Annotated in this window: 13 protein-coding genes; 10 read left to right on the top strand and 3 right to left on the bottom strand. The window is 38.9% G+C overall.

Annotation, left to right across the window (positions count from 1 at the left end; translation table 11 throughout):
- A complete protein-coding gene (locus tag DO88_RS11980) occupies positions 1-516 on the bottom strand; it encodes a hypothetical protein (protein WP_033038664.1) in 516 nt (171 codons plus the stop codon).
- Positions 517-1,370: 854 nt separating this feature from the next.
- On the opposite strand from DO88_RS11980, the gene DO88_RS11975 reads away from it, so the two are divergent.
- From DO88_RS11975 to DO88_RS11960, 4 genes are read left to right on the top strand one after another with little or no spacing between them, the layout of a single operon-like run.
- Entirely contained in the window at positions 1,371-2,375 is a 1,005-nt protein-coding gene (locus DO88_RS11975; RefSeq protein WP_033038666.1) for a Fe(3+) ABC transporter substrate-binding protein, read from the top strand.
- Entirely contained in the window at positions 2,375-4,006 is a 1,632-nt protein-coding gene (locus tag DO88_RS11970) for an ABC transporter permease (RefSeq protein ID WP_033038667.1), read from the top strand. The genes DO88_RS11975 and DO88_RS11970 overlap by 1 nt, the downstream gene beginning before the upstream one ends.
- Positions 4,007-5,056, top strand: coding sequence for an ABC transporter ATP-binding protein (locus DO88_RS11965; protein ID WP_033038668.1), 1,050 nt, complete (start codon positions 4,007-4,009; stop codon positions 5,054-5,056). It abuts the gene before it with no gap.
- Between the two features lie 48 nt (positions 5,057-5,104).
- Positions 5,105-6,004 carry a Dyp-type peroxidase gene (locus DO88_RS11960; protein WP_007378732.1) on the top strand — a complete coding sequence of 300 codons (900 nt, stop codon included), beginning with the start codon at positions 5,105-5,107 and terminating at the stop codon, positions 6,002-6,004.
- 13 nt (positions 6,005-6,017) lie between these two features.
- Here the strand turns inward: DO88_RS11960 and argR are convergent, their stop codons facing one another.
- On the bottom strand, positions 6,018-6,485 hold the full coding sequence (gene argR / locus DO88_RS11955; RefSeq protein ID WP_006794541.1) for a transcriptional regulator ArgR: 468 nt from the start codon (positions 6,483-6,485) through the stop codon (positions 6,018-6,020).
- A 225-nt stretch (positions 6,486-6,710) separates the two neighbouring features.
- Between argR and mdh the strand changes: the two genes are divergently transcribed.
- Positions 6,711-7,643 carry a malate dehydrogenase gene (gene mdh, locus DO88_RS11950; RefSeq protein WP_002957751.1) on the top strand — a complete coding sequence of 311 codons (933 nt, stop codon included), beginning with the start codon at positions 6,711-6,713 and terminating at the stop codon, positions 7,641-7,643.
- Positions 7,644-7,728: 85 nt separating this feature from the next.
- Here the strand turns inward: mdh and ispB are convergent, their stop codons facing one another.
- Positions 7,729-8,700, bottom strand: a complete 972-nt coding sequence (gene ispB, locus DO88_RS11945) for an octaprenyl diphosphate synthase (protein WP_033038669.1) — start codon at positions 8,698-8,700, stop codon at positions 7,729-7,731.
- A gap of 422 nt (positions 8,701-9,122) precedes the next feature.
- Between ispB and rplU the strand changes: the two genes are divergently transcribed.
- The 5 genes from rplU to DO88_RS11920 all read left to right on the top strand — a co-directional run bounded on the left by rplU (position 9,123) and on the right by DO88_RS11920 (position 12,024).
- Positions 9,123-9,434 carry a 50S ribosomal protein L21 gene (rplU, locus tag DO88_RS11940; RefSeq protein WP_002957748.1) on the top strand — a complete coding sequence of 104 codons (312 nt, stop codon included), beginning with the start codon at positions 9,123-9,125 and terminating at the stop codon, positions 9,432-9,434.
- A 16-nt stretch (positions 9,435-9,450) separates the two neighbouring features.
- Entirely contained in the window at positions 9,451-9,708 is a 258-nt protein-coding gene (gene rpmA, locus DO88_RS11935; RefSeq protein WP_002957747.1) for a 50S ribosomal protein L27, read from the top strand.
- Between the two features lie 141 nt (positions 9,709-9,849).
- Entirely contained in the window at positions 9,850-11,007 is a 1,158-nt protein-coding gene (gene cgtA / locus DO88_RS11930; protein ID WP_007378734.1) for an Obg family GTPase CgtA, read from the top strand.
- 72 nt (positions 11,008-11,079) lie between these two features.
- Positions 11,080-11,571 carry a type 3 dihydrofolate reductase gene (gene folA / locus DO88_RS11925; protein WP_033038670.1) on the top strand — a complete coding sequence of 164 codons (492 nt, stop codon included), beginning with the start codon at positions 11,080-11,082 and terminating at the stop codon, positions 11,569-11,571.
- Positions 11,572-11,649: 78 nt separating this feature from the next.
- Positions 11,650-12,024 (top strand): DUF3718 domain-containing protein, encoded by a 375-nt coding sequence (locus DO88_RS11920; RefSeq protein WP_007378736.1) that lies wholly within the window; start codon positions 11,650-11,652, stop codon positions 12,022-12,024.
- Positions 12,025-12,114 lie beyond the last annotated feature (90 nt).

Here is a 12,114-nt window from a genome sequence, read left to right on the forward strand (position 1 = left end):
TTAAGCCGATTGTTTGCTCGTGTACTCTAAGTAAGCTATCGCTTTATTTTGAAGTGCTGTAAAATTTTCTTCAGATGTTAACTTTACAACTGTTTCATATAGTTGATTCATACTTGTATGCACTTGACTAAATGAATGGAAGTCACTGCTTTCCATTTTTTTTGCTTCTTCTACTCTTTTTAAAAAATACTTATTAATATTAACTTTACCATTAAAATTTGTGCGGCCTATTGCATTTGCTAGCTTATTTAATTGATAACTAAATTCGTCATCACGGGCGGTTTCACCTCTTTGGGTTGTTCTGATATCACTTTCTAATTGAATAATAACGTTGAGTATCGTTTTAAACTCACTCATAGACATGTTAGAAAAATCGTATCCTTCTGGATTAAACAAAGCAGAATAAGGATTTTCTTTTGGGGTAGGTGCCGTAAAAATACAAATATACTCTGCTGTGCTATTTACTGGGCTATTAAGTGTGGAGACGTTTTTACTCGATTTAAAATTTATATCCATAAACTATTTATGTTCCTTCATATAAGTTGTGCTCTGAAGCTGATGAGATTGCTATTTCCTCTATTATGAATATGTTTGACTTAATTACCTATGCAAAGAAAAGCGCGCTCTATCTCTAGGCGCGCTTGCGGAATCTTCTAATTTTCTGCATCCTGCAATTGAACTTAATCAACTCCAATTTTTACTAATCCATGTTATTACAATATTACTTTTTAGTTCTATGTAATCTAGGCTATCCGGGCCTGTCTCCTTTAATTCCTGAACATCCTGTAAAGTAAATACTATTACCAAATCCTTCCATTGCACTTCCTAGTGCATCCGTGTATTAATCAATCCATTGTGTTGCCTAAAAGGCCTGTCCATCTATTCCTTAAACATCCTGTCAAACAACTTAAACCCTTGTTGTTATCCCTTTCGCACCTTCCTGATGCTATCCATTTTTACAACATTCCATTGTGTTACTCATCCTGAGCCTGTCCTAAAATCCGTATTTCCTTGGTAACCTAATCATTGGTTGGTCGAATAAATAATTTGCTTGTATTTAATCGATAAGCATCACTGCTTGGTTGATGAGTAAATTATAGGTGAATGGAGCAACTTAAATAGGGCTGAAACTATATTTAATTAGTATTTATGCAATAGCTAAAGTTTATTAATTCTTTATTTTCAATTGGTTATTTAATTAGTGCTTGTTTTATATGTTGCTTTTTACTCATTAGCTGTCACATCCGTGAGAGATGTCTTACATGACATTTCTGTTTTAGACACCTTTTACCTACTTACAGCTATTTAAGGTGTGCACTTTTTAACTGTTCACGGTAGAATTATTTGATAATAATTGTTATTTAGGTGGAATAATGAAGACACTCGCTATCACTTTAGGATTAATAGTATCGGCGCCAGCCTTTGCAAACGACGTCGTTAATATTTACTCTTTTCGCCAACCGTTTTTAATACAGCCAATTTTGGATGATTTTACAAAGCAAACAGGCATAAAAACCAATGTTGTTTTTGCTAAAAAAGGGCTAATTGAGCGTGTTAAACGCGAAGGCAAGCACAGTAAAGCTGATTTAGTATTAACCTCTAACTTTAGCGCGCTTATTCAATTAGAAGATTTAAAATTAACACAAACTATAAAAAGTGACAGTGTAAATAATAATGTTCCAGCCGCCTTTCGTGACGGTGATGGCCAATGGGTTGCGCTTACTAAGCGAGTGCGTAATGTATATTCATCAAAAGAGCGAGTTGGTGAGTTACCTAAGCTCACTTATGAAGAGTTGGCTGATCCTAAATATAAAGGTCAAATTTGCACTCGTTCGGGTAAGCATCCTTATAATTTGGGGCTTGTTGCATCAATGATAGCTCACCATGGTAAGGCTGATACTAAAACATGGCTTGAAGGCGTTAAAGCTAATTTAGCGCGCAAACCCCAAGGTAACGACCGTGCCCAAGTTAAAGCTGTTAAAGAAGGTTTATGTAACTTGGCATTAGGTAATAGTTACTACCTTGGAAAAATGTTGCAAGATAAAGAACAAAAAGGTTGGGCGGAAGCGGTAAATATTAATTTTCCGAACCAAATTAATCGTGGCTCGCACATAAATGTATCGGGTGCGGTTATTACTAAGTTCGCTAAAAATCCTGAAAATGCCTTGAAACTCATAGAGTATATGACCGACAATAAAGCACAAAACATGTATGCCTCACTAAATATGGAGTATCCAGTTAAGCCAGGTGTGCAATTATCCAGTTTGGTTGCGTCTTGGGGGAGCTTTAAGGAAGACAGCTTGCCACTCGATGAGATCAGTAAATATCGTCCGTTAGCGCTTAAGCTGATTGATGAGGTGAAGTTCGATCTTTAATGACTTATAAATTTAAGCTGTCTAAATGGCAGCTCTTTGCGTGGTCGACGGGTTTGATTCTGTCGGCCCCGTTGTTTTTTCTTCTTTTTGAATCTCTGCAAGGTAACTCTGAGGTGTTTTCTCATCTTTGGGATACAGTGCTTTGGGATTACATTACTAATACTGTGTTGCTGGTTTTAGGCGTTTGTGTGCTTAGCTGTGCTATTGCGCTGCCACTCGGTTGGCTTACTGCTTACTGTAGTTTTCCTGGTAAAAAGCAGTTTGAATGGGCACTTATGCTGCCCCTTGCTATGCCTACCTATATTATTGCCTATGTATACACTGATTTATTAGACTATGCGGGCCCTGTGCAAATAGCACTTAGAAAATGGTTTGGCTGGCAATCACCTAGTGATTATTGGTTTTTTGATATACGTACACTACCTGGCGCTATCGTTATGATTGCCTTGGTACTTTACCCGTATTTATTTTTAATTTTTAAAACAGCCCTTCGCGAACAGTCATTCAAATTAGTACAAGCTAGTCAATTAATGGGGCTATCTCCTAAACAAAGTTTTTTTAAAGTAAGTTTAGTGCTCTCTCGCGGCGCAATTGTTGCGGCTCTTGCACTCATTAGTATGGAAACTATGGCTGACTTTGCAACCGTCAGCTATTTTGCCGTGAGCACATTAACGACCGCCGTTTACGACACATGGTTTGGTTATTATTCGCTTACAGCGGCCGCTAAAATATCGGGTGTAATGCTCTTACTTTTATTTTTGGCATTAATGGCAGAACGCTTTAGCCGCCGTAACCAAGCGGTATTTGAGCGCCAATCAAGTGTAAATAGCGAATCTCTCTATGTATTAAAAGGAAAGTCGGCTTGGCTAGCAACTGCATTTTGTGGCTTTATTTTACTTATCGCTTTTTTAATTCCCATTGCAGTACTCGTAAACTACGCAATTACCTACTTTGATAAAGCGTGGAACATTGAGTTTTTTAGCTATGCTTGGCAAAGTTTAAAAGTAGCAGGGATAGTGAGTGTAATAACCATTACGTTGAGTATTTTTGTGGTTTTTTATCAGCGTGTTGCAAAGCAAACGTATCCGCTTATTCCTGGGCGTTTAGCCAGTACGGGCTATGCATTGCCAGGTACAGTGCTCGCTATTGCTGTTTTATTACCACTTACATTATTAGAAAACACCATCAATGAAGCGCTCGAACCATATAATTTAGATATAGGTTTACTGCTTACAGGCAGTATTTTTACTATTATTATTGCTTACATTGTTAGATTTTATGCCATCGCGCACGGAGCAATAGAATCGAGTTTTTTACGCATTAGCCCATCACTCGATATGGCAAGTCAGTCAATGGGTAAAAGCCAAGGGCAAACATTGCGCTTAATACATCTACCTTTATTACGCCGTGGACTACTTACGGCGGCATTACTGGTGTTTATTGAGTGCATGAAAGAGCTACCTGCGGCGTTATTGCTCAGACCGTTTAACTTTGAAAGCTTAGCAACTCATGTATTTCAGTATGTGAGTGACGAGCAGTTAGAGCTTGCTTCAATTTCGGCATTATTTATTGTTATTGTCGGGTTTATTCCTTTGTATTTTATTAATCGTTCTATGGAGCAACGTAGTTAAATGAGTAGTTTAATTTTACAAGGCGTGAGCTATCACTATAACGGTACAAAGGTTATTCATGATTTAGATTTAACAGTGGGCAAAGATGAAATTGTTTGTCTGCTCGGTGCAAGTGGTTGCGGTAAAACAACCACATTAAAAGCCATTGCAGGTTTAATTGAAGCCAAGCAAGGGTCTATTTTTATAGACGGTAAATTAGTGAGTAATGAGCAATCATTTGTCTCACCTGAGCATCGCAACATTGGCATGATGTTTCAAGATTATGCATTGTTTCCGCATTTGACGGTGGCAAATAATATCGCATTTGGGCTTAGTAAAATGAGTAAAGCCCAAAAGCAGCATCGTGTTGATGAAATGCTTAAGCTTGTTCATTTAATTGGCTGTGCCGATAGATTTCCTCATCAGTTATCGGGTGGTCAGCAGCAACGCGTAGCGATTGCTCGCGCATTAGCTTATAAACCTAGTTTGTTATTGCTTGATGAGCCTTTTTCAAACATTGATACACAAGTACGCTTTGAACTAATCGCCGATATACGTCGAATTATTAAGGCAACACAAGTCTCTGCTGTATTTGTTACGCACTCAAAAGAAGAGGCATTTGCCTTTTCCGATACACTTGCCATTATGCATCGCGGTAAAATTGCGCAACAAGGCACGCCAGAACAGCTTTTTGCAGCCCCAAGCTCAAAGGAGGTTGCAGAGTTTCTGGGTCAAGGCATATACTTAGAGGCAGAAGTATTAACGACAACTGAATATAATACACCGTTTGGCTTAGTTAAATCATATATTGGACATGAGCATAGAGCGAGTGTAGGGAAAATATATGTTCGTCCTCACCAGATTGAATTGGTAAGTGATAATCTATGTGACAGACACTGTGAACGAGCTACAATATTAAGTAGTCGCTTTATTGGTTCTGCGTATGTTTACACAGTCGTTATTGCTGAGCAAGAAGTTGAAGTTGCTGCACAATATGACCAATCATTTGAAAAAAATGAGCAGGTTATAATAAAAATAAAACCTCACACGGTGAACTTTTTCGAATCATAATTAATTTGTTATTCGCTGTGTTTTTATCTATAAAACTAAGGAATAACAATGGCGCAAGCGCAATCAGGGATTTGTGCTGAAGCAAACTTACACGGTTTGCACTTATTTTTTAATGTGTTTGATGGTCAAGATGAATCGTTACGCGTAAAACTAAAGCAAGTAAGCGCTATTGAAGAAGAATTTAGCGATCAGTTTTCAGAATCAATGCTCTCTTGTATGGTCGCTATAGGTGCGCAATATTGGCCACATATCCTTCCTGAGTACATTCCAAGCGAATTACAGAGCTTTCCTAATATAAATCACAGCGATCACCAAATGAGCGTGCAACCGTGTGATTTGTTTGTGCAAATTCGCTCTGACCGTGAAGACGTTAACCATTTATTTGCCCTGCAAGTATTAAAGTTATTTGCTCCTGATGTAGAGCTGGTAGAGCAGGTTCGTAATTTTCGCTTTTTAGATGGACGAGACTTTAATGGCTTTATTTATGGTGGCGATTCTGCTCATGGTAGAAAAAAGCGTGCGACGGCACTAATAAATAAACCGGGTAGCTTTGAAGATCAAGGAAGTTATATTCATGTACAACGTTATAAGCATGACTTAACTGTGTGGCAGCATTTATCATTAAGTGAGCAAGAGCAAATAATGGGTCGTACGCGCCTTGATAACACACTAATTACCCCCGCGATCGAAACCAGCCATGCTTCGCGTAGTGAACTAAAAGACGAAGATGGGCAACCGCTACTATTAAATCAAAGCATGCCTTATGGCGATGTGTATGAGCAGGGAATGTTATCAATTACATGTGCATGTACAGGAACCGCGTTCGAAAAAATACTTAAAAGCCGTTTAGGCGAAGGTGATTGTTACGACCACTGGCTTGATTTTACTCAAGCCGATATGGGTTCTGCTTTTTTTGCACCTTCGGTCGGATTTTTAAAACAGATTTAATTACGATTAATAATCAAACCGTATCAAATAAAATGCGAACGCGTTCAAGTGTCACGTCTATTTCAGATATTTTAGCCGGGGCGATAAAAATAGTGTCATCGCCGGCAATAGTTCCTAGTACGCCATCTGCTTTACCTAATGAATCTAATAAACGTGCAATAAGCTGAGCCGCACCTGGGCTGGTACGAATGATGATCATCATTTCGTTGTGCATAATGTCGATTACTAATTGGCGTAATGGGCTTTTAGCCGTAGGTACACCCATTTCAGCAGGTAAGCAGTAAACCATTTCTTGCTTGGCATTACGTGTGCGTACAGCGCCAAACTTACTTAACATGCGTGATACTTTACTTTGGCTTATATTGTCAAAGCCTTGCTCTTTTAACGCATCAACTATTTCGCCTTGAGAGCCAAAGTTTTCTTCTTTTAAAAGCGATTTAAATGCTTTTACCAGTGCTTCTTGTTTATCTTGTGGTTGCATAGTCTTTATTCATTTTTGTTATTTATGCTGCAAATTCTACACAATAATGAATAATTATGCAGCAGTTGTTTAGTTAACTTGCCAGTTTGATGCGTTAAATCACAAAAGTTTACGACTATGGTCGAAAATATACTTGAAATAGACAGGATAAATTTGTTTTTAGTCGCTAATTTCATTATCTTAAGAGCCACAAATATTTCCTACCTCAAATGACGGAGAATTCCAATGAAAGTTGCTGTATTAGGTGCTGCAGGCGGTATCGGCCAAGCGTTGTCTTTATTATTAAAAACAGGCTTACCAGCTGGCTCTGAATTATCACTTTATGATGTTGCACCAGTAGTACCAGGTGTTGCGGTTGACCTTTCTCACATCCCAACAGATGTTAAAGTTGCAGGCTTTGGCGCAGACGATTTAAATAAAGCGCTTGAAGGTTCTGACATCGTTCTTATCCCAGCGGGTATGCCACGTAAACCAGGTATGGATCGTGCTGATTTATTCAATGTAAATGCTGGCATCATCAAAACGTTAGCAGAAGGCATTGTTGCCAGCTGTCCTAAAGCGTTAGTAGGTATTATTACTAACCCAGTAAACGGCACAGTTCCAATTGTTGCTGAAGTATTCAAAAAAGCAGGTACTTACGACGCTAAACGCGTATTCGGTATTACTACGCTTGACGTTATTCGTTCAGAAGCATTTGTTGCTGAACTTAAAGGCGTAGACGTAGCAACTGTAAAAGTACCAGTAATTGGTGGTCACTCAGGCACAACGATTCTGCCTCTACTTTCTCAAGTTGAAGGTGTTTCTTTCACAGATGAAGAAGTTGCTGCACTTACTCCACGTATCCAAAATGCGGGTACTGAAGTTGTAAATGCTAAAGCAGGCGGTGGTTCAGCTACGCTATCTATGGGTGCTGCTGCAGCTCGTTTTTGTATGTCTTTAGTTAAAGGCCTACAAGGTGAAGAAGTTGTAGATTACGCTTACGTTGCTGTTGAAAATGGCGATGCAGAGTACTTTGCACATCCAGTACGTTTAGGTAAAAACGGCGTAGAAGAAATTCTTTCTTACGGCGAACTAAGCGCATTTGAAACAAAAGCAAAAAATGACATGCTTGAAACATTGAAAAAAGACATCAAAGAAGGTGTTGATTTCATGGCGTAATAGCCGGTTTAAGCAACAAAAAAGCCTGCATTTGCAGGCTTTTTTATTGCTCAGAATTAATGTCACACTGTGTAACTAGTTAAAACTAGTGGTCGCGGTCAACCGCAATACGGGCAAGGCTTATAAGTGCTTGCTTATAGTCAGACTCAGCTAAAAAGTCTAAACAGGCAATGGCTTTTTCGGCCTCAAGCTCTGCTTTTTGCATTGTAAACTCAAGCGCATTAGTTTGTTTTAGTGCAGTTAAAATTTCTTCTAAATGCTCCATACCATTACTGTGCTCTATTGCATCACGAATAAGTTGCGTTTGCTGCTCGCTACCGTGTTGCATAGCATAAATAAGCGGAAGGGTTGGTTTGCCTTCAGCTAAATCATCGCCAATGTTTTTACCTAGCTGCTCAGCGTCTGCATTGTAATCGAGTACGTCATCTACTAGTTGAAACGCAGTACCTAAATGCATACCGTATAGGTTTAGTGCATCAAGTGTCGTTTGGTCTTGCTCTGTGATAATGGCAGCAAGGCCTGTAGCTGCTTCAAATAATTTAGCCGTTTTAGAGTAAATAACCTGCATATAGCTGGCTTCAGTCGTATCTGGGTCATTGCAGTTCATTAACTGTAATACTTCACCTTCAGCAATAATGTTTGTTGCATCGGCAAGTACTTGCATAATCTGCATTTTTCCAAGGCCAACCATAAGCTGAAATGAGCGAGTGTAAATAAAGTCACCAACTAATACGCTAGCAGCATTACCAAATTCAGCATTTGCTGTAGGCGTGCCACGTCGTAAGTTTGATTCATCTACAACATCATCATGCAATAGCGTTGCTGTATGGATAAACTCAACAATTGTTGCAAGTGTTATGTGATCTTTACCCTGATAACCGAGCGCCTTGGCTGCTAAAATTGCGAGCATTGGACGAACACGTTTGCCGCCACTGCTAACTATATATAAACCAAGCTGATTAACTAACGCCACATCTGAGCGCATTTGCGCATGTATAAGTTGATTGACGTCATTCATATCGCTTTCGATTAACGCCTGGATAGCTTTTATATCCATTGATCTCCGAGCCAATTTTTATGTGTGAACGGCGCAGATTGTACAACAAAAAATGCACTAGCTCGATATTTTGTGACGATTGATTGAAAAAACACTATTAAAGTACTGAATAAGAGCTTAATTGGTTGAGATAACTGATTAATAGATAACCAATATGCAGTCTGAGTCGCGCTTAGATATTATACAGCGAGAGCTCTATTTAAGCGCATTAACTTATTTCGCTTAACAGCTAAAAAGCACTTGGCAAAAGGGTCAATTAATATAAACTGGGGGAAATATTGAATTACTCTCAATGCAGCTACTTTTTATTCATTTTAATTACAAAATAGGCTTGCTAGTTATTTCGCGTTAGCGTAAACTTCGCGCCCTATCGAAGAATATTTTAGTTGCACCGATTTGAGGGTGCACAGACGGAGTTAATTATGTACGCGGTTTTCCAAAGTGGTGGTAAACAGCATCGTGTGACTGAAGGTCAAACGATTCGTCTTGAAAAATTAGACGTTGAAACTGGTGCGGCAGTAGAATTTGATTCAGTACTTTTAGTTGCTGATGGTGAGAAAATCGAGATCGGTGTACCGTTCGTAAACGGTGGCAAGATAACAGCTGAGGTTGTTTCACATGGTCGCGGTGAGAAGATTAAGGTTGTTAAATTTAGACGCCGTAAGCATTCTCGTAAGCAAATGGGCCATCGTCAATGGTTCACTGAAGTTAAAATCACTAGCATTAGCGCTTAATTAGAGGTACTTAGAAATGGCACATAAAAAAGCAGCTGGTAGTACTCGTAACGGTCGCGATTCAGAAAGCAAACGCCTAGGTGTTAAGCGTTTTGGTGGCGAATCAGTTCTAGCGGGTAGCATCATTGTTCGTCAGCGTGGAACTCGTTTCCACCCTGGTACAAACGTAGGTATCGGTAAAGACCACACTATCTTCGCAAAAGCAGATGGTAAAGTTCAGTTTGAACAGAAAGGTCCTTTAAACCGTAAATACGTAACTATCGTAACTGAGTAATCAGTAAGGTAGTTAAAAAACCCCGCCTTTGCGGGGTTTTTTGTTTTAAGAAAAAAATATATACCCAAGCCAAGCCTGCAATCAGCTTGGCTTCGGTATATAATAGTTAAATTAACAAGCCAATCCCTAAAGTGAGTAATCATGAAGTTTGTAGATGAAGTAGAAATTCGCGCAGAAGCTGGAGACGGTGGCAGCGGCATCGTGTCTTTCCGTCGTGAAAAATATGTTCCAGATGGTGGACCAGACGGCGGTGACGGTGGAGACGGTGGTAGTGTTTATCTACAAGCTGATGAAAACTTAAATACCCTCATTGATTATCAGTTTGAGCGTTTCCATAGAGCTGAACGTGGTACTAACGGTCGTAGCCGTAACTGTACAGGCCGAAAAGCCGATGACTTATTTGTTATGGTGCCTGTAGGCACACGTATCATGGATGTTGATACCCAAGAGGGACTTGGTGATTTAACGCAACATGGTCAACGTATTTTGGTTGCAAAAGGTGGTTTCCACGGCTTGGGGAATGCACGTTTTAAATCAAGTACTAACCGAGCACCTCGTCAAAAAACCTTGGGTACTGAAGGCGAAGTACGTAATTTAAAATTAGAGTTGCTACTATTAGCGGATGTAGGCTTACTAGGGCTTCCTAACGCAGGTAAATCTACGTTTATCCGTAGTGTATCAGCAGCAAGGCCTAAAGTAGCTGATTACCCGTTTACAACGCTTATTCCTAATTTGGGCGTAGTGCGTCCAGAAGCGAATAAATCATTTGTAATAGCTGACATACCAGGCTTAATTGAAGGTGCATCTGATGGTGCAGGCTTAGGCATCCGCTTCTTGAAGCATTTAGAGCGTTGTCGTGTGTTATTACACATTATCGATGTAATGCCGGTAGATGGTTCAAACCCTGTTGATAATGCATTCTCAATTATTAACGAGTTACATCAATACAGCCCTAAATTAGCTGAAAAGCCACGTTGGTTAGTTTTTAATAAAATAGACTTATTACCAGAGGACGAAGCAAAAGCGTTATGTGAAGCTATTGCAGAAGAACTGGGCGAAACTGAAAATATTTATCACATTTCAGCGATTAATAAACTCAATACTCAACCTTTAATTCACAACATAATGACACTACTCGATAGCATGCCTAAAGAGAAGTTTGTACAGGTTGAAGATGAAGAGATTGAATTCAAGTGGGATACCTATCATGAAAAAGCCACTAAAGGTAAGGGCAATGATGATGATTGGGACGACTGGGATGAAGATGATTACGACGTAGAAGTTGTCTACGAGCGCTAATTAAATAGAATTTATAAAAAGGAGCTTATGCTCCTTTTTCTTTGTTTAAAAATAAAGTACTAGGTATTTAATATGATAATTTCAATGATTGCAGCAATGGCAAATAACCGTGTAATTGGCCTAGATAATAAAATGCCATGGCATTTACCTGCAGATCTTCAGCATTTTAAAAAAGTGACTACAGGTAAGCCTGTAATTATGGGTCGTAAAACTTTTGAATCTATCGGACGTCCTTTGCCTGGGCGACGTAATATTATTATTACTCGTAATCTTGGGTATCAAGCTGATGGAATTGAAACGGTAGCAACACCAGAGGCTGCATTGAATTTAGTTTCTGACGCTGAAGAAGTAATGATCATTGGTGGTGGAAATATTTATCAGCAGTTTTTAGAGCGTGCAGAGCGCTTATATTTAACGTTTATAGGTTTAGATGTAGAAGGCGATACACAATTCCCAGATTATCAAAAAATAGCTAAATGGGAGCTTAAAGAAGAGTTAAGTATGCAGCCTGATAATAAAAACAAATCTAGTTATAAATTCGTAACTTTATATAAAATTCAATAACATTATTGCGAAAATCTACGTGTGTTGGTACAATATTAACCAATCAACATAGGTAAAAAGTACCATAAAGGGTTTTTCATGTTTAAATTACCAAAGCTAGTTATTGTTACTGCTATTGCAGTAGGTTCATTTTCGTATGTAGCGCCTGCAAACGCTGAAGATCAATTAGCTGTATCTATTTGCGAGTATATAGCAGCGGACGATAAAAACCGTTTACGTAGTAAACTTAAAAGTTCTCGTGTAAAAATTCGTAATATCTACGATGCAATACAATGTAATGGTAATAACTTATTACGCCATGCAGTTGCAAGCAACGCAGTAGGTACTGGTGAATACATTGTTAAAAACCTTTCAAAAAGTTCATTAGCTGATGGCGCAGATATCGCTTGGGCTGAAGGTAACCATGCTGGTTCACCACTTATTGCTGTAATTAAAGACCGTGCTGGTCTGTAATTAAAAAGCATTTAAAAGCCGCGTTTTATACGCGGTTTTTTTGTAACTAAAAATCATGTAGCTGTGATTTTTCAATAAAAAGCCGATATT

The organism is Pseudoalteromonas sp. S3431 (genome assembly GCF_000690035.1).
Lineage (GTDB): Bacteria > Pseudomonadota > Gammaproteobacteria > Enterobacterales > Alteromonadaceae > Pseudoalteromonas > Pseudoalteromonas fuliginea.

Bases quoted from the DNA above. Each gene is read 5' to 3' on its own strand.
- rplU (WP_002957748.1), top strand. From the start codon at position 9,123: ATGTACGCGGTTTTCCAAAGTGGTGGTAAACAGCATCGTGTGACTGAA.
- folA (WP_033038670.1), top strand. From the start codon at position 11,080: ATGATAATTTCAATGATTGCAGCAATGGCAAATAACCGTGTAATTGGC.
- rpmA (WP_002957747.1), top strand. From the start codon at position 9,451: ATGGCACATAAAAAAGCAGCTGGTAGTACTCGTAACGGTCGCGATTCA.
- DO88_RS11960 (WP_007378732.1), top strand. From the start codon at position 5,105: ATGGCGCAAGCGCAATCAGGGATTTGTGCTGAAGCAAACTTACACGGT.
- ispB (WP_033038669.1), bottom strand. From the start codon at position 8,700: ATGGATATAAAAGCTATCCAGGCGTTAATCGAAAGCGATATGAATGAC.
- argR (WP_006794541.1), bottom strand. From the start codon at position 6,485: ATGCAACCACAAGATAAACAAGAAGCACTGGTAAAAGCATTTAAATCG.
- DO88_RS11965 (WP_033038668.1), top strand. From the start codon at position 4,007: ATGAGTAGTTTAATTTTACAAGGCGTGAGCTATCACTATAACGGTACA.
- DO88_RS11970 (WP_033038667.1), top strand. From the start codon at position 2,375: ATGACTTATAAATTTAAGCTGTCTAAATGGCAGCTCTTTGCGTGGTCG.
- DO88_RS11920 (WP_007378736.1), top strand. From the start codon at position 11,650: ATGTTTAAATTACCAAAGCTAGTTATTGTTACTGCTATTGCAGTAGGT.
- DO88_RS11980 (WP_033038664.1), bottom strand. From the start codon at position 516: ATGGATATAAATTTTAAATCGAGTAAAAACGTCTCCACACTTAATAGC.
- mdh (WP_002957751.1), top strand. From the start codon at position 6,711: ATGAAAGTTGCTGTATTAGGTGCTGCAGGCGGTATCGGCCAAGCGTTG.
- cgtA (WP_007378734.1), top strand. From the start codon at position 9,850: ATGAAGTTTGTAGATGAAGTAGAAATTCGCGCAGAAGCTGGAGACGGT.